The 21,123-nt window shown below is 60.0% G+C and carries 16 protein-coding genes; 3 read left to right on the top strand and 13 right to left on the bottom strand.

All coding sequences use genetic code 11. The features are described 5' to 3' along the window. Window positions 1-90: 90 nt before the first annotated feature. The 8 genes from I6E56_RS11415 to I6E56_RS11380 all read right to left on the bottom strand — a co-directional run bounded on the left by I6E56_RS11415 (window position 91) and on the right by I6E56_RS11380 (window position 11,602). Window positions 91-1,026, bottom strand: coding sequence for a carbohydrate ABC transporter permease (locus I6E56_RS11415; RefSeq protein WP_129073070.1), 936 nt, complete (start codon window positions 1,024-1,026; stop codon window positions 91-93). Next, window positions 1,023-1,913 carry a carbohydrate ABC transporter permease gene (locus tag I6E56_RS11410; protein ID WP_129073069.1) on the bottom strand — a complete coding sequence of 297 codons (891 nt, stop codon included), beginning with the start codon at window positions 1,911-1,913 and terminating at the stop codon, window positions 1,023-1,025. The genes I6E56_RS11415 and I6E56_RS11410 overlap by 4 nt, the downstream gene beginning before the upstream one ends. Before the next feature lie 74 nt (window positions 1,914-1,987). Continuing rightward, window positions 1,988-3,259 (bottom strand): ABC transporter substrate-binding protein, encoded by a 1,272-nt coding sequence (locus I6E56_RS11405; RefSeq protein ID WP_197138642.1) that lies wholly within the window; start codon window positions 3,257-3,259, stop codon window positions 1,988-1,990. 274 nt (window positions 3,260-3,533) lie between these two features. Continuing rightward, window positions 3,534-5,459: a helicase HerA-like domain-containing protein gene (locus I6E56_RS11400; protein WP_197138641.1), complete on the bottom strand. Its 1,926-nt coding sequence runs from the start codon at window positions 5,457-5,459 to the stop codon at window positions 3,534-3,536. A gap of 4 nt (window positions 5,460-5,463) precedes the next feature. Continuing rightward, window positions 5,464-6,150, bottom strand: coding sequence for a phosphatase PAP2 family protein (locus tag I6E56_RS11395; protein WP_307842841.1), 687 nt, complete (start codon window positions 6,148-6,150; stop codon window positions 5,464-5,466). A gap of 88 nt (window positions 6,151-6,238) precedes the next feature. Next, window positions 6,239-7,468 (bottom strand): multidrug effflux MFS transporter, encoded by a 1,230-nt coding sequence (locus I6E56_RS11390; protein WP_197108003.1) that lies wholly within the window; start codon window positions 7,466-7,468, stop codon window positions 6,239-6,241. A 146-nt stretch (window positions 7,469-7,614) separates the two neighbouring features. Beyond that, entirely contained in the window at window positions 7,615-9,468 is a 1,854-nt protein-coding gene (locus I6E56_RS11385) for an ABC transporter ATP-binding protein (protein WP_197138640.1), read from the bottom strand. Window positions 9,469-9,592: 124 nt separating this feature from the next. Next, window positions 9,593-11,602 (bottom strand): RTX toxin, encoded by a 2,010-nt coding sequence (locus tag I6E56_RS11380; RefSeq protein ID WP_231606605.1) that lies wholly within the window; start codon window positions 11,600-11,602, stop codon window positions 9,593-9,595. 362 nt (window positions 11,603-11,964) lie between these two features. Here I6E56_RS11380 and I6E56_RS11375 point away from each other — a divergent pair, with 362 nt between their 5' ends. Next, the gene (locus I6E56_RS11375; protein ID WP_197138638.1) at window positions 11,965-13,563 is read left to right on the top strand and encodes a helix-turn-helix transcriptional regulator; all 1,599 of its coding nucleotides are present in this window, start codon (window positions 11,965-11,967) and stop codon (window positions 13,561-13,563) included. A 349-nt stretch (window positions 13,564-13,912) separates the two neighbouring features. Here I6E56_RS11375 and rplL read toward each other — a convergent pair whose 3' ends face one another. From rplL to I6E56_RS11355, 4 genes are all read right to left on the bottom strand, one after another. Continuing rightward, window positions 13,913-14,290, bottom strand: a complete 378-nt coding sequence (gene rplL / locus I6E56_RS11370) for a 50S ribosomal protein L7/L12 (protein WP_197108011.1) — start codon at window positions 14,288-14,290, stop codon at window positions 13,913-13,915. A 39-nt stretch (window positions 14,291-14,329) separates the two neighbouring features. Continuing rightward, the gene (rplJ, locus tag I6E56_RS11365; RefSeq protein WP_197138637.1) at window positions 14,330-14,845 is read right to left on the bottom strand and encodes a 50S ribosomal protein L10; all 516 of its coding nucleotides are present in this window, start codon (window positions 14,843-14,845) and stop codon (window positions 14,330-14,332) included. A gap of 271 nt (window positions 14,846-15,116) precedes the next feature. Further along, on the bottom strand, window positions 15,117-16,610 hold the full coding sequence (locus tag I6E56_RS11360; RefSeq protein WP_197138636.1) for a cell wall metabolism sensor histidine kinase WalK: 1,494 nt from the start codon (window positions 16,608-16,610) through the stop codon (window positions 15,117-15,119). After that, on the bottom strand, window positions 16,607-17,359 hold the full coding sequence (locus I6E56_RS11355) for a response regulator transcription factor (RefSeq protein WP_197138635.1): 753 nt from the start codon (window positions 17,357-17,359) through the stop codon (window positions 16,607-16,609). The genes I6E56_RS11360 and I6E56_RS11355 overlap by 4 nt, the downstream gene beginning before the upstream one ends. Window positions 17,360-17,537: 178 nt before the next feature. Here I6E56_RS11355 and I6E56_RS11350 point away from each other — a divergent pair, with 178 nt between their 5' ends. Continuing rightward, the gene (locus I6E56_RS11350) at window positions 17,538-19,046 is read left to right on the top strand and encodes an ABC transporter permease (protein WP_197138634.1); all 1,509 of its coding nucleotides are present in this window, start codon (window positions 17,538-17,540) and stop codon (window positions 19,044-19,046) included. A 34-nt stretch (window positions 19,047-19,080) separates the two neighbouring features. Next, entirely contained in the window at window positions 19,081-19,752 is a 672-nt protein-coding gene (locus tag I6E56_RS11345) for an ABC transporter ATP-binding protein (protein ID WP_197138633.1), read from the top strand. Between the two features lie 36 nt (window positions 19,753-19,788). On the opposite strand, the gene I6E56_RS11340 is transcribed toward I6E56_RS11345, so the two are convergent. Further along, window positions 19,789-21,120, bottom strand: coding sequence for an MATE family efflux transporter (locus tag I6E56_RS11340; RefSeq protein ID WP_197138632.1), 1,332 nt, complete (start codon window positions 21,118-21,120; stop codon window positions 19,789-19,791). Window positions 21,121-21,123 lie beyond the last annotated feature (3 nt).

Raw genomic sequence — 21,123 nt, 5'->3', positions numbered from 1 at the left:
CCGCCCTACGCCTGCGCTCATGACAAAAGCCGCGCCATCCACCCCGCCGAAGCGGAACAGGATGACGCGGCTCACTGCCGTACGGGGTACTTAGCTCTTGACCGAGCCACTCATCAGACCGCCGATGAAGTACTTGCCGAGCACGATGTACACGACCAGTGTGGGCAGCGATGCAAGCAGCGCTCCCGCCATCGCGGCACCATAATTCGCCAGTTGAGCTCCCTGTGCCAGGTTGTTGAGCGCGAGCGATACAGGCCCCTCATTCTGGTTCGACAGGAATAGCGCGAACAGAAAGTCGTTCCACGCTGAGGTGAACTGCCAGATGATCGTGACAACGAAGCCGGGGAGCGACAGCGGCAAGACGATGCTGCGGAACGTGCGCAGCATCCCCGAACCATCCATGCGGGCAGCTTCCATGAGCTCGTGAGGGATGCCGGCGTAGTAGTTGCGGAAGATCAACGTACAGATCGGCAAACCGTAAATCACGTGCACCACGAGCAGGGTGGAGACATCGCTCGGCAATCCGAGGCTGGTCTTCATCTGCACGAGCGGCGTCATGATCGCCTGGTACGGAATGAACATTCCGAACAGGATGAACGTGAAGACGACGTCGGCGTACGGGAAGCGCCAGCGGGCGAGAACGAAGCCGTTCATTGCTCCGAGGAACGACGCGATCAGTGCGGCAGGGATCGCCAGCAAGAACGTGCGACCGATGGATGCCGACAGCGCGTTCCAGGCGAGAGCCCAGTTGTCGAAGCCGGTTGGTCCGCCCTCGAACGCGGGTTCCCACGGCCAGCGAACGGGCAAGCCCCAGGAGGTGGCGGGGTTGACGTCCTGCGGCGGCTTGAGGCTCGTGACGATCAGCACGTACACGGGCATCAGCACAATGACCAGGAAGAACACCAGCAGCACGTACTTCGCGGTGCGGCTCAGACCAGCCCGCGCACGGATCGCCGAACTCTGCGGCATGTGCGACTCAGTGGTGGGTTCGCTTGGCTTCTTGTCGAGTCCAGTTGCGACACTCATCCTTGCCTCTTCTCTGCGCGAGCGGTGTAGATCAGGTACGGGACGATTACGACGGCAACGAAGAGCAACAGGATCGTCGCGATAGTGGCCGACTTGGCGTAGTCGTTAGAGGTCAAAGCAACCCACAGGTAGGTTGCGGGAACCTCGGTCTGGTAGATCGACTTGGTGATCGCCATGATGAGGTCGAAGACCTTCAGCGACATGTGGCCGACGATGATGAGAGCCGACAGCGCGACGGGGCTGAGCTGGGGGAAGATCACGTAGCGGTAGAGCTTCCACTCGGTCGCGCCATCCATGCGGGCTGCTTCGCGCAGCTCTTCAGGGATGCCACGAAAGCCCGAAAGGAAGAGCGCCATGACGTAGCCGGCGAGCTGCCAGATGGCGGGCAACGCAATGGCCGCCATGCCCCAGGTTGGATCGTTCCACCACGAGTTCTGGAGAAAGTCGAGCCCGAGGTTCTCGAAGACCCGGTTGAGTCCGGATGCACGGTCACCCTCAGCGCTGTTGAGCAACCAGCGCCAGACGACACCGGATGCCACGAACGAGATCGCCATGGGGAACAGGAACACCGAGCGGAAAACGCCCTCTGCGGTGACGCCCTTGTCGAGCATCCACGCCCACAAGAATCCGAAGATCATGGTGCCACCGATGAAGAAGAGGGTGAAGATACCAAGGTTCTGAAGCGAGTGGATGAAGCGCTCTTCGCCAAACAGAGCGATGTAGTTATCGAGTCCAACGAACTCAGTAGCGGGAACAAGACTGTTCCGGTTGCTGAGCGACACCGAGATGTTGGCGCCGATCAAGCCATAAACAAATATCCCGAGGACGATAATCGTCGGGGATATCAAGAGGAGCGGTGGGCCCCAGTTTTTGTATCCTTTTTTCACGCGCGAGCTCCTCGGTTTGCACGGTAGTGGGTGGGAGCATTACTGCCCCCACCCACTATTTCTCGTGGTGCTAGTTAGCCCTGAGCCTTGTCAGCAGCGGCAACGAGTCCGGAAAGCAGCGATGCTGCGTCGCGGTCGGCGCCGAACTTACCGATGGCCGAAGAGATGTCTCCTGACCAGGCGATGCTTGCTGCTGCACCGTGGGCGAGCGAGCTAACAACGGTGTCTTCGCCGAACGACTTGATAGCCGTCTGCTGGTACGCGGGGTAGTCAGCAGCGACCGTGTCGGTACGTGCCGGGATCGAACCCTTAGCAAGGTTGAATGCCTTCTGGCCCTCAGCCGAGCTGATGGTCGTCAGCCAGTCAATGGCAGCTGCTTCGTGAGGAGCACCTACCGAGAGGGTGAACGAGTCAGCGAGGAAGTCGAAGACTCCATCGGTGCCGGGGGTTGCCCAGGTGGTGTACTCGTCGTCGTAGGTCCAACCAGCCTGCTGGAATGCAGACTCGGCCCAGTCACCCATGACGTTGTAGGCGGCGTTGCCATCGAGAACGATCTGCGTTGCAGCATCCCAGTCGAGGCCAGCGAAGTCGCTGTTGGTGTACTCGAGCAGGTCGCCGTAGTGACCGATTGCGGTTTCTACTCCAGCGTCATCCCAGGCGGTGTCGCCGGTCCAGAGTCCCGAGTAGCCCTCAGCGCCAAGGTCAGCGATGAGCACGTTTTCGAAGAGCTGCATCTGAGTCCACTCGGTTCCGAGAGCGAGAGGAGTCTCGACTCCGGCGTCCTTGAGCTTCTTCAGGTCAACAAGCCACGCGTCGATGTCGGCAGGAGCGGCCATCGGGTCGATGCCGGCATCCTCGAGCACTTGGGTGTTGGCCCAGACGACGTTGGCACGGTGGATGTTGCTAGGTACCGAGTAGATGGCGCCGTCAACGGTGATGCGCTCGATCAGGCTCTCGGGGAAGACATCGGTGAGTCCGTTCTCTTGGTAGAACGAGCTGAGGTCCTGAAGCTGACCGGCGTTGATGTAGTCCGTGAGCTCTGCTCCGGCGTGAGCCTGGAACGTGTCCGGCGGGTCATTCGACTCAAGACGTGACGCAAGAGCTGCCTTGGCGTTGGAGCCGGCGCCGCCAGCTACAGACGCATTGATGAACTCAATGTCAGGGTTCTGCTCGGCGAATACCGTGACGAGAGCGTCAAGGCCGACCTTTTCTGATCCTGAGGCCCACCAGGTGAATACCTCAACCTGGTCAGCGTTTTCGGGGTCTGAGCTAGGGGTGCTCGAGCAGCCCGCAAGAACGAGGCCTAAGGCCACCGCCCCGGCGATAATGGAAAGTGGCTTACGCATTCTGTGTTCCTCCATTGGAATATGAGTGCTGTTCCGTTCAAGAAGTGAATCGGACGTTCACCAGTAAACTGTCTAACCGTTGGGTTTGACAAGTGAACGCAGCAACTTTTTCCACATTGGTATGGTCACAATTTGGCAACAGCGAGCTTGTTTCGGTTCGTCGCCACCACTAATCGGAGTCGACTTCGTGCTCAAGTTCCACTAAAACGCTGGGTTATGGGCACGGAAGACCGCCCAGGCGTCCGCCACGGCGCGCTCCGGATGTCGGCCAAAATTAGCGACGTTTAAGTGTCGAAAAAATCCCGCGAAGCACCTCGCGCACGACCGTCTGTCCAGTTCGTGAACCCAAGGCGTCACCCAAAACGTTGGGTTGCTTGCGCGTTGTCGTGCGCGTTGTGGTGCGCGACGTCGTCTTTTTATTCATATCCTTGAGCGCTCGTTCGTAGTCGGCTTGCACCTTCGCCTGCTCTTTGGCCTGCGCCTTCGCGAGCTTCTCCGCGTCTTTGGCGGCAACTTTCGCGGCCGCTTCAGCCGCTTCTGCTGCCTCCGCCTTGGCATCCGCTTCCGCCGCTGCATTCATCTTCACAGCCAAGATTTCCCGCGCAGATTCACGATCGATCGCGGTGCCGTAGGTCACCATCAACGGGGATGCCGCGACCGCAGCCTCCATCGTGGCGGCATCCGTTGGCGACATTGAGCCTTGTGGGGCACGCAACCGAGTCCACGCCACCGGGGTCGGAGCTCCCTTTTCGTTCATGACAGTGATGATCGCCTCACCGGTGGCGAGGGAGGTCAACACCTCGCCCAAGTCATAACCCGACGTCGGGTAAGTCGACACTGTCGCTTTGAGCGCTTTTGCCGAGTCAGGCGTGTGGGCGCGCAGCTGGTGCTGGAAGCGGGATCCAATCTGCGCGAGCACATCGCTCGGCACATCCTTGGGCGTCTGCGTCACAAACACCACGCCGACCCCCTTGGAACGGATCAGCCGAACCGTTTGCGTGATCGATTCGATGAAGTCCTTCGACGCATCGTTGAACAACAAATGAGCTTCATCGAAGAAGAAGACCAGTTTTGGCTTATCGATGTCACCCACTTCAGGCAGGTCGTTGAAGAGATCGGCAAGAAGCCACATCAAGAACGTCGAGAAGAGCGCCGGTTTGTTGCTCACGCCCGGCAGCTCGAGCAGGCTTACGATGCCCTTGCCCTCGGCGTTGGTGCGCAGAAAGATCGAGGTATCGATCTCGGGCTCGCCAAAGAACTCATCGGCACCCTCGTTCGCAAAGCCAATGAGTTCACGCAGGATGACGCCGGCCGTCGCAGAGGACAACCCGCCCAGGTTCTTCAACTCAGCCTTGCCATCATCGCTCAACAGGTATTGCACAACAGCGCGCAGATCGCTGAGATCGACCAGAGGCAGACCCGTCTGGTCGGCATAGTGGAAAATCAGGCCCAGGCTCGATTCTTGGGTGTCGTTGAGGCCGAGCACCTTCGAGAGCAACAGTGGCCCAAAGCTCGAAACTGTCGCACGAATGGGAACGCCGATGCCCTTACCGCCGAGCGTGAAATACTCCGTCGGGGATGCCGCGGGCTGCCAGTCTTGCCCGATCGACTCGGTGCGCTCCAGCAACTTCTCGCTCGAACTGCCTGCCGTAGCGATCCCCGAAAGGTCACCCTTGATATCGGCGGCAAAAACCGGAACCCCGGCGGCCGACAACTGCTCGGCAAGCACCTGCAGAGTCTTCGTTTTACCGGTTCCCGTAGCACCAGCCACCAAGCCGTGACGGTTAAGCATCGCAATCGGAATGCGCACGGGAACATCAGCGAGCGCATCCCCATTGACGAGAGCGCCCATCTCAAGCACCTCACCCTCGAAGGCATAGCCCTCGCGGATTTCGGTAACCTCGGCCACGGCGAGAGGCCCGTCACCAGAGTCGGTGCTCTTGGAAGGTTGTGCTGCGGCCGGGTTTGCGCTGGCCGGTTTTGCGGTGGCCGGCTGCTCCGGAGCAGCTTCGGCGGGAGTCGCTTCGGCGGGGGTCGCTTCGGCAGCGGCTTCGGCGGTTGCCGCCTCCGACGGTTCGGCAGCCGCTTGCTCGGCGGCAAGCGCGGCCTCCGCCGATGCCAGTTCGGCAGCCGCGAGCGCAGCCTGTGCCTCCGCTAGGGCTTTCTTGGCTGCTTCTACTTGGGCTGCGGCATCCGTCATTCTTCTAGCCTACGGAGTGGGGTCGCCTAGCGCGCTTTTTGATGCCGAATTGTGTGCCTTCAGTCGCCAAGGCCTGCGCGAAGGGCGCCCACACAATGACTGCGACACCGATGCCAACGAGTGCGCCACCAATGGTGTCGCTGAGCCAGTGAGCTCCCAAATACGTTCGACTCAGAATCATCAAGATTGTGTACACGATGCCGGCCACCAGAACCCACCGCCGCTGCAACAGGATGATCAACACGACCGCGAGCGTTGCCGCGTTCGCCACATGCCCCGAGGGGAATGAACCGACGTCGGCGGTCACCAAAATCTCGTCGGGCCGCGCACGGCCATAGAGTGACTTGAGCAATTGAACGACGCCAGCGCTGAGCGCGGAGGCTAGTAGAAAGTAGAGAGCAGCCCAGCGACGTTTCACCAGAAAGAAAGCAAGAGCTCCTCCGAGCGGTACGACGAACACCCCAAACCAGCCGCCACCCAAGAAATTCATGGCCAAGGCCGGCACAGTGAAAACATCGGCACGGATATTCAACAGATCGTCGAGCACCAACTGGTCGAGGCTCAGCACGCCGTCTCGTGTCGCGATCAGTGCGCCGAGCAGCACTGCAAGCACCACCGCGCTCACGCCGCTAATAAGGGGCCACCGCCGGGTGATCTGACGGGCTTCTGCGGGCGAGATTTCAGAGTTCACTGGTTTACGCTATCGGATGAATCTTCGTGACTACCGAGACATTCCGCGGCTGTCAGCCTTTCGTGAGCCTCAGTAGTTTTCGCGATTCTTAGCGCGATAGCGCGGGCACGGTGCGCGGACGGATGACCGTCCACATGACGATGATCGACACGATTGCCGTGCTCCCCATCACAATGCCCATCGGGATGGCGTTGGTGATTCCGAAGGCACCGACGATGGGTGAGGTGAGTCCGGCAAGGCCAAAGTTCACGGCGCCCAACACTGACGCCGCCGTCGCTGCTTCTCCCCCGTGGTTGGCGAGCGCCAACACTTGAGTGCAGGGGAACGAGAAGCCACAGGACATCACGAAGAAGAACAGGGGAATCAGCACCGTGATGAGATCGCCGTTCACAATGTCGAGGAACACAATTGTGGATGCCGAGAGCAGCAGCATGACTCCGGAGCCTGCAAGAATCCACTGCGGCCCGATGAATCGCATCAGGAATGCTGCGGACTGGACTCCGATCACGACCCCCACCGAGTTCACGGCGAAGACAAGACCGAACGCTTGAGGATCAAGACCGTAGACGTTCTGTAAGAGGAACGGCGATGAGGCGAGGTAGGCGAAGAGCCCTGAGAAGGTCATTCCCGCGATGATCGCCGTGCCCACGAATACCCGGTCAGTGAAGAGTGCCTTGTAGCGTTGCCCTGCCGTCGCATGGCCGAGATCTCGGCGCCGGGCTGGCGGCAAGGTTTCGATAATAAGAAACCACGCCGCTATCAGTACCAAACCGGCGTAGATCGCCAGGAAGACAAACATTCCACGCCACGGGGTGATCAGCAAAAGCTGAGACCCGATGAGCGGAGCCAAGATGGGCGCAAGTCCCTGCACGAGGGCAAGGCGTGACAGCATCCGCACCAGAGGAAGCCCGCCGAAGAGGTCGCGCACGATTGCCATAGTGACGACAGCACCCGCCGCCGCTCCCATTCCTTGGATAAGGCGAAAGACAAAGAGCAGTTCGATGTTGGCCGCGAGGGCAACTCCGATACTCGCCATGAGGTGCACGCTCGTGGCAACGAGTAGCGGAAGGCGTCGACCGATTCGGTCGCTCAGCGGGCCAACGATCAGTTGACCAAGCGCAAAGCCAAGGGTCGTCGCTGTCAACGTGAGCTGCACTATGGCGGCGGTCGTGTCGAGGTCCGCTTCAATGAGCGGGAACGCCGGCAAGTACAGGTCGACGGTAAACGGCCCGAGCGCAGTGAGCGCACCAAGCACGAGAACATACACAAGCCGTTGACGTGCAGAGAGTGAGTCACCGGGATGAACGACGGTAGTCAAGCGATTCCTAGCTAAGAGAAGGCCCAATTGTGGGCGCGGCAAAATTGTGATGCCCGCAACCCCGAGGGCTCCCCCAGCCTACGCCCAGCGCACACCACACCGGCACCCGCGCCGGCAGTGGTCTCCGAGAGGATGTGTGCGACCCGTCAGTCGGTACGGTTCTGCTCCGCATACAACCGCGAGTACTCGCCGCCGCGCGTGATCAACTCGGCGTGCGTTCCCCGCTCCACAATCGCGCCAGCGACGACAACGAAGATCACGTCAGCTGAACGTACTGTCGACAGCCGGTGCGCTACCGCGATGGTGGTTCGACCCCGCGAAGCAGTGTCGAGAGCGGCTTGCACGATGCGCTCGGAGATCGAGTCCAACGCACTCGTTGCTTCGTCGAGAATCAGCACCCCAGGATCTTTGAGCAGCACACGCGCAATAGCGATGCGCTGCTTCTCGCCGCCCGAAAGCCGGTACCCGCGCTCCCCCACCGTGGTGGCGTAACCGTCGGGGAACGACATGATCGTCTCGTGGATGTTAGCGGCACGGGCCGCAGCTTCAATCTGCTCGGTAGTGGCATCCGGTCGCGCGTAGGAAAGGTTCTCGGCGATGCTCGCGTGAAAGAGATAAGTCTCTTGGCTCACTATGCCGATGTTGCGAATGAGGGAATCTTGAGTGAGATTCTTGACGTCATCCCCGGCAAAGAGCACGCGCCCGTCGCTCGCTTCGTGCAGGCGCGGGATCAAATACGACACCGTGGTTTTGCCGGCACCGGACGGGCCGACAAACGCCGCGTACTGTCCGGGCTCGATCGAGAAGCTCACCGAGTCGAGCGTCGGTTTCGTGGATGCGTCAGCATCCGGATAGCGGAATGTCACGTTGTCGAAAGCGATCGCTCCGAGCTTGTCTGTGTTTACCAGATGAGCATCAGCCTCGTCGGTAATCGCGGGCTTGAGGTCGAGGTATTCGAAAATGCGCGCGAAGAGTGCTGACGAGGTTTGAAGGTCGAGTGCCACACGCATGAGACCAAGAAGAGGGAACATGAGGCGTGCCTGCACGGTGGTGAAGGCGACGATTGTTCCGGCGGTCACGTCAACGCCACCAGTAATAAGGTAGGCGGCGACCATATAGACGATCGCCGGTATGACCGAGAGGAAGATGTTGACGGTGGCAAAGAACCACTGCCCACTCATCTGCTGACGCACCTGCAGATCGACCTGCTGTTCGTTCTCGTCGGAGTACCGCTGGGTCTCGACGTCTTGCTGATTGAAGGTCTTGGAGAGCAGGATGCCCGAAACGCTCAGTGACTCTTGAGTGATCGCCGTCATGTTACTGAGCGACTCTTGAGTCTTCGTAGCAATGCGCGCACGTATTTGTCCGACACGTCGTTGAGCAATCACAATGCCCGGAAGCACGATGATTGCGACCACGGTGAGCTGCCAGCTCAGCACAAGCATGCTGATGAACGCGGCAATCACCGTGACGGTGTTACCGATCACGCTCGACACGGTGTTGTTGAGCACACCGGCGACTCCACCGACATCGTTTTGGAGTCGGGATTGGATGACGCCCGTCTTTGTGCGGGTGAAGAATGCGAGCTCCATACGCTGCAGCTGGTCGAAGAGGCGCACTCGGAGAGCACCCATGACCTTATTGCCGACTGTCGCGGTGAGGTAGGTCTGCCAGACGCCCAGCGCGGCAGAGGCGACCCAGAGCACGATCATGATGCTGACGAGTTGTGTCAGTACAGGAATGTCTGGTGTTCCCGTTGTGGGGAAAAGGCCCTCGTCAAAGGCTTGCTTGGTCAGTAGTGGCGGCAGCACGCTGATGGCTGCGCCGATCAGCACCAGCGTGATGGTGAGAGTGAGAGCCGGCTTGTGGGGATCGAAAAGTCGAGCGATGCGGTGGAGGAGATTCGGAATTTTGGGAGCTGCCGCGTTCTCCGCTTTCTGGGCGGAATAATCTCCACCGCTGACCCTGCCACCACGCCGGGGGCCACCTACTGTGCTCATTATTTGAGCCTAGTTTGCTGTTGCCGTTTTTAACGGCCAATCGCACAGCGCGTGAGTGCGCTGTGCGAGAAACCTTAGGAGGGAGTTCGGCGGGCAACTAGGGTTGCCCGCCGAACAGTCAGGATCAGCTGCCGCGAACTACCGAACGTCGTCGCGCAACACTGAACCCTACGAGCACCAATCCGAGCTGCAGGAACCCGAGTCCAGCGAGTGTCGGAGCGATTGTGCTCGAGCCTGTGTATGCCAGGGTCGGCAACTCAACTGAAGAAGGAGTCGTTGTGGTCGGCTCCTCGGGAGGAAGCGGGAGCGTCGGAAGGTCGCACACTTCGAGCGTCAGCTCGCTCGTGCTCACGAGTTCCATGCTGTCGCTTTCGACGGTGACGGTGTAAGTCTCGGCGGTAGGCAAGTTCTCGATGGTTACAGTGCGGGTCGGCATGTCAGCGACGAACACTACTGGTTCGACACCGGGGACCGATTCACCAGTCGACTTGACGACGACGGTGACCGTGTAGGTTTCACCAGCGAAGAGGTTTCCTGCTACAACTTCGATGCCCGATTCACCATCAACGCTGCACTCAACCTGTGAGCCGAGAACTGCCGGGGCTTCTGGGCACGCAGCCAAGAACATGTCAGCAGCTGCCGTAACCGTGGGGTTCGATGCAGTGTCCGTCACGATTACGCGGTAGGTGTGTCCAGCTTCGAGTCCATCAAACGTGAACTGCTGCGCGGTTCCGGTGCTGGAGTCAAGTGCACGAGGCTCACCGACAACTACGTTGTCGAGCATTACTGCAACGGTGTAGTCGCGGCCGACAGCGTAGTCAGAGACCGTTGCGGTGAGCGAGGTGTCGCCACCAGGAATGGTGCACTCATCGGCGGTCAACGCGACAGTGGTGTCATTCGTCGCACAGGGCAGCAGCGTCACGACTGCGCTGTTGGTGTACTCCGAAACAGCCGCATCCGTAACCGACGCCGTGTACTCGCCTGCAGGGAGGTCGGTCAGCGTGATCTCGAAGCGGTCGCTCGTGGCGACGTAGTCGTTCTCAGAAAGAACCGGGGTGCCTGACGGGCTCGACACAACGATGTTGTAGGTGCGGCCGGGTACCAACGATTCGACTGCGACGGCGATTTCGCCTTCGCCCTCTGACGAGACAACATCACACTGAGTTGCGGTCAGAACTGGCTTCGCGATCTCCTCAGGGCAAGGAAGGAAGGTGTGCGTGCTGCTCTTCAACGGAGTGGCGTTCGCTTGCTTCATGTCGACGATCGTCGCGTAGTAGGAACCGGAGGTCATCACTTCAGTCGCGTTGTATGAACCGACAGAAGCGCTCGCTTGGAATTCGTGGCTCTCGGCGATCTTGCCTGACGTGGCGTTGACGATTTCAATGAGGTACGTGCGACCAGCAACAAGATTGCTTACGTTGACCTTGAGCGATGCTTCTTCGCCTGTCACCGTGCACTCCGTCGGGACAATGGCGATGCCAGCTACCGCGGGACACTCGAGCGTCTTGACGCTCTTGCATGCGCTCAACTTGTGGTTAGTCGTATCAGTGAGCGTTACCTTGTATGAGGCTCCAGGGTCTACACCGGTCCAGGTGTAGCTTCCCGTGGTTTGGGTCGGTACATACTCAACGGTGCGCGGACCGTCTGTGCCGCCTTCTAGCGTGAGCTCGTACTTACGATCTGCGACCAATCCCTTGAACGTTGCGGAAATGTCGGTGGATCCTCCCGGAACTTCACAGCTGGTCGCTTTCAAACTTGCGATAACCGGAGTCGCACAAGGAGTGGATTCGCCTGCGAGTTCTTTTTTGTAACCGTCCCACCCTTGGATGGTCGCTTTGAACGTGTGCGAAACCGTCGGGTCGGAGAACGTGAAGAGCTTCGCGTACATGGCGTTACTCGAGTCAAAGCTCTTCTCGAAGGTGATCTTCTCGGTCTTACCACCGTCGATCTGGATGGTGACGTAGTTCTCGCCCTTGGTGTTGTACGAGCTGCCCGTAACGTGAACCGCCTCGCAAGAAACCGTGATGTCGCGGTAGTGCGCCTCAGCAGCAGACGACACAGAGACGACAGCTAGTCCTGATCCGACGACAAGAGCAAGAGCTACTGCGGCGGCGATGCCGCGAGTGTCTTTCAACGACCACAGTTTTCGCTTCTGGCCAGTGGACTTATCGAATCGGGGGCTTCGATTTGTTGCGCGCAAACGCGCCAAAATGTTTTTCACTTCGGGTTTCGCTCTCGGGTAACGAGCGGCCTGGAACAATTCGAACTAATACGCTGGGGGCGCGTTAGACCGGCGGGGAATTCCGGGTAGCTCTTTCGGGATTTGTCACACGTTCGGGGGTCAAGAATGCGACGTGCCCATTATGGGGGGTTGCTGGGAAAGAATGCAAGCGAGACGCGCAGAAGAGGTAGTCTTTAACCGCTCGCGTCACCCACCCGACTAGGCGAGATCTTCGAACTCATCGAGACAATTGTTTCGAAGGGGGGAACACACCAATGGCGACAGCCGACGTTAGCGCGCTCCAACGCGCTTTCGATGCTGCCCGCTCCACTGGAGATTTCACCTCCGCCCTCAATGAGCTGCGAGAGTCTTGGCCTCAGATGGTGAGCACAGCGGGTGCGTCACTTCGCGGGATGCTCGATTGCACCCCAGACGAGTTGTGGCATAACGACCCCTGGTTGGTCACGGGCTATGCGACAAGTTTCCGCTCTGTTGATTCGACCAGCCGCACTACAGCTCTCCCCTACTTCGAGGCAGCATTCGCGCTACTCACGCCCGAAACTCCCGCATTCGTGCGTGCCACGTTATTTGTGCGGTACGCGGCGGCCCTGCGCTCGCTTGGTCGCTTGAACGATGCGCTTGCCGCAATTGCCAGTGCGAGCGCCATCGCAGATAGCCGCGACGTCATCCCGCTTGCACGGCGCGTTCCCCTCACCGCGGAGATCGCCCTTCATCGCGGTGCAATTGCCTTCCACGGAGGCGATTTCGATCGGGCGAAGGCAGACTTCCGCCTAGCCGGCTCGCTTGCCGAGACAAATCTCAGTCTGGCCAACCAGCTTGAAGTCTTTGGATGTCTCGCTCTCATCCAGCTATTGATGGGTGACTTCGAGCACGCCCTCAGCTATATCGCCAGAGCAGAGTCGGCTGGGGCCAGCCCTTCGCTGCGAAACAGCAAATTCAACGCCCCCGCTCTGATCAGTGAATTGTTGATCGGGGTCATGCAAAACGGCACAGATTCGAGCGGCCCGCTCGTCGCGCGGGTTCACGAGGCCACTCAGGAGAGTGATTGGGAACCGCTCGGGCTCTACGCGGAAGCCTTCACTGAGCTCTTCGTGGGGAACGCACACGAAGGTCTTGAAAAGTTGCGGCAAGCGCTTCTTTCGCTCGACGAATGGCAACCTGCTGGCTTCGCCGACTCTGCGATCCGGGGGCTGCGGGCAGCAGCGTTACTGCAGCTCGGCGACAGCGGCTCAGCTTGGGAATTGCTCGCGAATCTGGCTCCCACCCAGCACCACGTCGTATGCCCTAACCGCCTTATTGCTCACCTACGCTTCGTTACGGGCGATGCTCGAGGTGCGTTGGATGCGCTGCGCGAATGCGAGTCATTGGGAGACAACCACTCGAGCCGCACTCTCACGGACGTCTTCCTCGTTAAAGCCGCAGCACACCTCACCCTCGGCGGTGAAGAGCAATCGAGCGTTGCATTCGACCGCGCACTGCGCCTGGCAGCGCGCAACCGCATGCATAGCCCCTTCAGGCTCATTCCGAGCGAAGTAGTTCAGGAGATGCTTACTCGCGCGGCAACGCGAAGCCAGCCTCTCGAAGTGGGAGCGCTCATCAAGCGGCTTGACGGCCTCACCGTCATATTGGCTCCACGGGATTCACTCGCGCTGAGCGATCGCGAACGATCGATCGCCCGCGAACTCGTGCGCGGGAGCAGCTCCTCAGAAATCGCGGAGACACTGTTCATTTCAGTCAACACCGTGAAGTCCCACCTCAAGAGCATCTACCGCAAACTAGGAGTGACATCGCGGGTGGAAGCGATCCACAAATCTCGCGAATTAGGTCTCCAGGTGGATATCACCCGTGACTAACCCTCTAATCACCCTCGCTGTAGTTGCTGGGTTCGACTCACCTCGATAGGTTAGTGACACCACTTCCGCTAGCCCCGTATTCTTTACGCGCCTAGCGGTTCCGTGTCGAAATATCCGCCTCCGGAACCTGATCCCTGGTGTCAACGGATTCGGCACGTTGGTGGGGCGCTCGGCTGGTTACCAGGCGCCCCACCCCCTCTCTCACCGGCTCCTCCCCCGAGGAACTTCTTCCGGCGCTGTTCTGGGCTGCCCGCGCGCGGCTTAACGCAGAAAGGCGCCACCCCGAAGGGTGACGCCTTTCTGACGAAGTAAGTCTCTAACGAGACTCGAACCTAGTTAAAGGATTCGACTACTTAAGGGTTACGGTTGCGCCGGCTTCTTCAAGAGCAGCCTTTGCCTTCTCAGCGGTCTCCTTGTTTGCACCCTCGAGTACAGCCTTGGGAGCGCCGTCAACGACTGCCTTCGCCTCTCCGAGACCGAGGCTCGTGAGTGCGCGCACCTCCTTGATAACCTGGATCTTCTTCTCGCCAGCAGCTTCGAGGATGACGTCGAAGGAATCCTTCTCTTCAACCTCTTCAGCAGCAGCAGCAGGTGCGGCAGCAGCAGCAACCGGAGCAGCAGCGGTAACTTCGAAGACCTCTTCGAACTTCTTAACGAAGTCGCTGAGCTCGATGAGGGTCAGTTCCTTGAAGGCCTCGATGAGGTCGTCGCTTGACATTTTCGCCATGATTTTCTCCTATATTTCTTAAGCTAATTAACCCGCGCGTTACTGCGCGGAATCCTGCTTCTCGCGCAGCGCGTCGACCGTGCGAACGGCCTGAGCGAGCGGTGCGTTGAACAGATAAGCGGCGCCGAACAGTGAAGCCTTGGCTGCTCCAGCAAACTTCGCAAGGAGCACCTCCCGACTTTCCAGTGCGGCCAGCTTGGTGACCTCTTCAGCGGTGAGCGCGTTACCGTCAAAGTAACCACCCTTCACCACGAGAAGAGGGTTTGCCTTGGCAAAGTCACGCATAGCCTTCGCAACGGCGACAGGGTCTCCGTGTACGAATGCGATTGCAGACGGACCAACGAGCTCTTCGTCGAACGACGAAATGCCTGCTGCGTTAGCTGCAATCTTTGTCAGCGTGTTCTTCACCACGGCGTATGTTGCGTGCTCACTGATTGACTTGCGCAGCTCCTTGAGCTGGGCAACAGTGAGTCCGCGATACTCGGTTAGCAGAACGGCGGTCGAGTTGCGGAAAAGATCCGTAAGCTCGGCGACCGATGCTTCCTTGTTCGCCATGGTGCTCCCTACTGGTTGATGTGTGTCTGCCTCAGAGCCGCACGGAAGTGTAAAGAGTGGCTGGAGAAAAGAAAAAGCTCCGGCACTACTGCGCTAACGCAGAGGCACGGAGCTGAGTTGCGGCCAGAACTGGCCGGAAAACTACTTCACACACCTGCGCTGGCCTTCGTTTTCACGAACTTCGATCACACACACTTTCGTGCGCGCAAACGACCGGCGGTCTTTGGCTTCGATAAGAATACGTGATGGGGAGCACCTGCGCAAGCCGGAGTTAGAGAACGACACCCGCAGGCAGCTCAATACGGAACACGGTATTGCCCGGCTCGCTAGTTACGGAGCTCGCGCCTCCGTGCGCATCAACGACGGCAGCAACAATGGCGAGACCCAAACCAGTGCTTCCCGCAGCACGCGATCGGGAGCTGTCACCGCGCACGAAACGTTCAAAGACAGTTGCTTGCAGGTCATCCCGGATACCCGGCCCCGTGTCGCTGATCTCAATGACGGCACGGTCTCCCTCGCGAGATAAGCGGGCGGTGACAGTGGTGCCTGCGGGAGTATGCACGCGCGCATTCGTGAGCAAGTTGGCGACGACCTGATGAAGTCGAGCGTTATCGCCGCTGATCACGACCGAGTCATCCGGAAGCTCAAGCTCCCAAACGTGATCGGAGCCCGCCACGTGGGCGTCGCCCACGGCATCGATAAGCAGCCGCGAAAGATCGACGGACGAATGCTCAACCGGCGCGGCCTCATCGAGACGAGCCAACAGCAGCAGGCTCTCAACGAGACCCGTCATGCGCACAGACTCTGATTCGATTCGGCCAATCGCATGAGCGACGTCATCGGGAATGTCGTGGCCACCACGGCGAGTGAGTTCGGCATAACCGCGGATCGACGCCAGCGGCGTACGCAACTCGTGGCTAGCATCCGCCACAAACGATCGCACTTTCTTCTCGCTCGCTTCACGAGCAGACAGAGCGGATGCCACGTGCTCCAGCAATCGGTTGAGCGCGGATCCCACTTGCCCGACTTCAGTGCGCGGGTCGGCGTCAGTGGCCGAAACACGTTCTGCGAGCGCGACATCTCCGCGATCAAGTTGGAGCTCAGACACACGGGTCGCCGTTTCCGCGACGCGCTCGAGCGGGCGGAGTGCAAAGCGCACAGCAATTGCCCCGGCGATGGCCGCGATGATGATGGCGAGAAGGCCAATTCCAACAACAAGGGTGGTGAGTTGAAGAACCGTCGCGTTCACGTCAGAGAGCGGCAGCGCGACGATCAGGGACTCACCTCGAGCCTGATTCTGGGACACGATAACGCGATAGTACCCCAGATCACCACCAAGCGAGATAGTGGTTGGCTCGCCGATTTTTTCAACCGCGGCGAGAGACTCAAGCTGCTCTTCCGTGAGCGGCGCCGAGGATCCTTCATTGCCGAGAACGCCAGCAGTGATCTGACCGTTGGAGCTCACTAGTCCCGCGATAGTTCCCTCGCTCTGCCCGGGCAGTGCGAGAAAGTCACCCGCAGGCGGCACTCGACCGGGCTCCTCGCTCTGACGCCCCTCGAGGGCTCCCTGAGAACGATTCGACGCAGCCTCGAGCTGAGCATCGAGGCGATTGACCAGAAAACCCTGAAGCGCTAGGACACTCACCACACCGATGAGAATTGCCGCTAGCGCTATGAGAGCGGCACTTCCCAGCACCAAACGATTGCGGAGGCTCAGCGGTGGACGACGAGTGCCTGGGGCTCGAACTTCTCGAGGCCTGGTCATTCTGGAGCCCGCAACATGTAACCAACACCGCGTACGGTTTGGATCATGGGCGGGCCAAGAACATCGACCTTCTTGCGAAGGTAAGAAATATAGATTTCAACCACGCTTGCTTTGCCCCCAAAGTCGTAACTCCACACCCGGTCGAGGATTTGTGCTCGGCTCAAAACACGGCGTGGGTTACGCATAAGGTAGCGCAAGAGTTCGAATTCGGTCGCAGTGAGCTCGATCGGGGTGCCCGCGCGGCTCACTTCGTAGGTGCTTTCATCGAGGCTCAAGTCGCCGACTTCGATGATGGGGTTGGCCTCCCCCGAGATCGTGAGCGCTGAACGACGCAGCAACGCCCGCAATCGCGCAACAAGCTCTTCGAGGCTGAACGGCTTCGTGACGTAGTCGTCGCCGCCCACTGTGAGACCGGCGATGCGATCGTCTACTGAGTCTTTGGCGGTGAGAAAAAGAATCGGGGTCTGGATGCCGTCCGCCCGCAAGCGAGAAAGCACCGAGAGTCCGTCGAGGCCAGGCAGCATGATGTCGAGAACGACGACGTCAGGTTTGAACTCGCGGATGGTCGACAGCGCTTGCGGGCCATCTGACGCGAGCCGCACATCCCACCCCTCATAGCGCAATGCCATGGAGAGAAGGTCGGTGAGCGAATCTTCGTCGTCGACCACCACCGCACGAATGGCGGTTCCATCGGCGCGGCTAAGTCGCGGTTGAGCCTGGACGGCGGGGAGGTGGTGTGACTGGGTCATGTCCTCTAGTTATTCGGAGTTTCCTATGAAATTTCTGTGCGGCGCTTATCAATCTGGTGAGCGTGCCGCACGTTAGTGACTTTCTCGGTGCACTCTCAGCCTTGCCATAGACCCCTGATAGACGTCGTTCCTAGGTTTGGCTCCACTACCGCACCGTTCGCATCACCCGAGGAGACCCATGTTCGGAACGTACCTGTATCGAGAGCTCAGCAATCGACGCAAACAAACAGCCATCATCGCGGCCGGAATGGCACTCGCCATCGCGCTCGTCATGATCGTCAACGGCGTCGCAGCCGGTGTTAAGGATGCCCAAGCCACTGTGTTGGCCTCCGTCTACGGTGTCGGAACTGACATCACGATCACGCAAGACCCCGAAACCCCTGTCGAAGGCGAAGAGGGAACCGCTCAGCAACAACAGCCCCGGTTCGAGTTCGGCGCCGATGACGGCGAAACCGCCGACGGCACCACAGCAATCAGCCAGTCAACTCTCACCAGCGGCATCGCCAGCACCACCTTCGATGCCGAGGCTCTCACCACTGCCCTCGGCCTAGACACCGTCGCCGCAGCCACCGCCACCCTCGCCCTCACCAATGTGAGCTTCAGCGGCGAAGTAGCAGCACCCGACGTCACCACCGACCAAGGTACCGAGCAAGGCGCAGCACCCGGCGAGGGCGAAGCGCAGGGCGGCCGTGGCGGCCCAGACGGAGCAGGCGGAAGCGCCTTCGAAGTAGACACCTTCACGGTTACCGGAATCGACGTAGCCGGCGAAAGCGTCGGCCCACTCACTTCCGTTGAACTCGTCGACGGCCGCGCGTTCGAGACGACCGACAGTGACTCCAACGTCGTAATCCTCGACACGAGCTACGCCACCACGAGCTCACTCGCCGTCGACGACACCCTTGAGATTGGTGGCGAAGAATTCACCATCATCGGAACCGTCACCTCAACGTCGTCTGACGCTACTACGGCATCCAACACCTACATTCCGCTCGATACCGCTCAGCGTGTAGCTGACCTTGAGGGTCAAATCTCTACCGTGTACGTGCAAGCGGCAAGCTCAAACGACATAGCAGCCGTTCAGTCAGCACTGCAGACGGCGCTCCCGGATGCTTCGGTTAAGACTCAAGAAGACCTCGCATCGAGCGTTTCCGGTTCGCTTTCTACCGCCTCCGACCTCGTCGGAAAGCTCGGAACGTGGCTCTCGATCATCGTGCTCGCCGCTGCCTTCCTCATCTCCGTGCTGCTCACGACGTCGGGCGTCGCTCGTCGCACCCGTGAGTTCGGAACCCTGAAGGCAATTGGTTGGAGCAACGGCGCCGTAGTGCGTCAGGTTGCCGGCGAATCGCTCGTGCAGGGTGCCATCGGTGGCGTGATCGGAGTCGTAATCGGCTTGCTCGGAATTCTCTCGATCAACCTCATTGCTCCCGTGCTCAGCGCAAGCGCGGTTGCCACAACCACGGTTGCCGGCCAGGGCGCTGCCCAGGGTGGCGGCGGCAACCGATTCGGTGATGCCGCAACCACGGCAGCGGCAGCCACAACCGATGTTGCTCTCCAGATCCCCATCACGTTCGGAATCATCGGCATCGCCGTTGCCCTCGCAATCGTCGGAGGCCTCCTCGCTGGAGCATTCGGTGGATGGCGTGCAGCGCGGCTTCGCCCCGCCGAAGCTCTCCGCAGCGTCGCCTGATCCCCCGCACCTGTAGACCTCAAGGAGACTTTCAATGTATGAACTCAAAGAACTAACCAAAACGTACGAATCCAAACGCGGCACTGTCACAGCCCTCAACAAGGTGAGCCTGACCATCCCTACCGGGCAGATGGTGGCCATTCAAGGCCCCACCGGCGGCGGAAAATCTACTCTCCTACAGATGCTGGGAGCGCTCGAACGGCCGACGAGTGGCAGCGTCACTCTCGGCGACGACGAGCTTTCGAAGATGCCGGATTCGCGGCTCGCTGAAATTCGCGCCCACACAATTGGGTTCGTGTTCCAGGGCTTCAACCTCATCCCCACTCTCACCGCTCAGGAAAATGTGGAGACGGCATTGGCCCCTCTCGGGCTCCCCAGCGCGGATCGCAAGAGCCGCGCTACGGCCGCACTGCAGAAGGTGGGGTTGGGCGAGCGCCTCACCCATCACCCCTCTGAGCTATCGGGCGGCCAGCAACAGCGTGTTGCGATCGCTCGAGCCCTCGTCAAGGAACCCACCGTGCTGCTAGCCGACGAGCCGACCGGAAACCTTGATGAGCAAACGCGTGACGAAATCATGGAACTACTCGAGGGACTCTGGCGCGATCAGGGGCTCACGCTCATCATCGTTACTCACGATTCTGCCGTGGCGAAGCGTGCCGAGCGTCGGCTGATGCTCAAGCACGGTGCGGTCACCGAGAAGAAGTAAGGCAATATCTAGCATCTGTCGGGCGGCGCGCTCTGATCAGCGCGTCGCCCCAGGGATAAGCCAACGATCGCCCTTGGCCCGAATGCCGAGAGTGACAGCACGGGCACCAATGTAGCCGAGACCGAAAGCGAACCACAGGGCCACGATGGCAGCCACCGAGCTAAGACCCGCGGTGTCGACCCACCACAGCAACGGCACATACACGGCGAGGTTGATAAGCCCGCTCAACGCCAAGTAACGGGCATCCCCCGCCCCGATCAGCACGCCGTCAAGCACAAATACGAAACCAGCAACCGGGATGCCGAGAGCAAGCACTGGCAGCAGTGCAGCCAGCCCAGTGCGCACCTCTGGGTCGGAACTGAACGCGAACCCAACCCAGGGCGACGACACCAGCACGATGATGCCAAGAATGATTCCACTGCCGATGCCCAGCTCGATGAGCCTGCGGGTGATCGCGCGAGCGCGGGGAAGGTCACTAGCCCCCAATTCTTTACCGATCATCGCTTGGCCAGCGATAGCCAGAGCATCAAGTACAAAGGCAAGCGTCGCGAAGATCGTAAGCGCGATCTGGACAGTTGCAAGCTCAGGCACCCCGAAGCTCGTGGCCACCGCGATCGTGGCAAGCATCGCAGCGCGCAACGATGCAGTGCGAAGCAAAAGCCACGCTCCAGCATGACCGGCCAACAACATCCCGGTCGCGTGCGGTCTCAGCCGGGCACCCTCGCGGCGAGCGAGCGTCACCACCATCACAAGATAAGCGACAGCCATGCCCCAGCTCGCCACGACGGTGCCGATCGCAGAGCCAGCGACGCCCCACCCAAAGCCGTAAATGAATAACGTGTTGAGCAGAGCGTTAGAAACGAAACCGGCAACAGCAACGACCAGCGGCGTGCGAGTGTCTTGCAATCCCCGCAGCAGCCCTGAAGCGGCAAAAGTGATGAGCATTGCGGGCAACCCGATGATAGAAATCGACAGGTACTCGGTGGCGTAGCCCACAACGCTGGCATCCGGATTGAAGAGGCTAATCAGCCACGGACTGCTCGGGATGCCGACCGCTACAAGGATGACGCCGAGAGCGATGGCGAGCCACACCCCGTCAACGCCCGCTGTGACCGCGCGCGCCCGATTGCCCACACCAAGCCAACGCGCAACCGCCGGAGTCGTGGAGTATGCAAGAAATATGAGCAGACCAACCGCCGTCTGCAGCACGGCGCTGGCGACACTCAGTCCGCCCAACTGGGCACTGCCGAGATGGCCGACAAGGGCGGTGTCGGTGAGCAGAAAAATCGGTTCAGCGACGAGCGCACCCAACGCCGGAACAGCGAGGCGTCGGATGTCGCGGTCGAGCGGTGAGCGCAGCAATCCCACAGT

This window comes from Salinibacterium sp. NK8237 (genome assembly GCF_015864955.1).
GTDB lineage: Bacteria > Actinomycetota > Actinomycetes > Actinomycetales > Microbacteriaceae > Rhodoglobus.
Note: the sequence above shows the minus strand (reverse complement) of the source record. Positions and strands in the feature narration are given on the sequence as shown.

Coding starts and splice junctions, on each gene's coding strand:
- I6E56_RS11355 (WP_197138635.1), bottom strand. CDS start 17,359: ATGACCCAGTCACACCACCTCCCCGCCGTCCAGGCTCAACCGCGACTT.
- rplJ (WP_197138637.1), bottom strand. CDS start 14,845: ATGGCGAACAAGGAAGCATCGGTCGCCGAGCTTACGGATCTTTTCCGC.
- I6E56_RS11415 (WP_129073070.1), bottom strand. CDS start 1,026: ATGAGTGTCGCAACTGGACTCGACAAGAAGCCAAGCGAACCCACCACT.
- I6E56_RS11345 (WP_197138633.1), top strand. CDS start 19,081: ATGTATGAACTCAAAGAACTAACCAAAACGTACGAATCCAAACGCGGC.
- I6E56_RS11360 (WP_197138636.1), bottom strand. CDS start 16,610: ATGACCAGGCCTCGAGAAGTTCGAGCCCCAGGCACTCGTCGTCCACCG.
- I6E56_RS11405 (WP_197138642.1), bottom strand. CDS start 3,259: ATGCGTAAGCCACTTTCCATTATCGCCGGGGCGGTGGCCTTAGGCCTC.
- I6E56_RS11375 (WP_197138638.1), top strand. CDS start 11,965: ATGGCGACAGCCGACGTTAGCGCGCTCCAACGCGCTTTCGATGCTGCC.
- I6E56_RS11400 (WP_197138641.1), bottom strand. CDS start 5,459: ATGACGGATGCCGCAGCCCAAGTAGAAGCAGCCAAGAAAGCCCTAGCG.
- I6E56_RS11350 (WP_197138634.1), top strand. CDS start 17,538: ATGTTCGGAACGTACCTGTATCGAGAGCTCAGCAATCGACGCAAACAA.
- I6E56_RS11385 (WP_197138640.1), bottom strand. CDS start 9,468: ATGAGCACAGTAGGTGGCCCCCGGCGTGGTGGCAGGGTCAGCGGTGGA.
- rplL (WP_197108011.1), bottom strand. CDS start 14,290: ATGGCGAAAATGTCAAGCGACGACCTCATCGAGGCCTTCAAGGAACTG.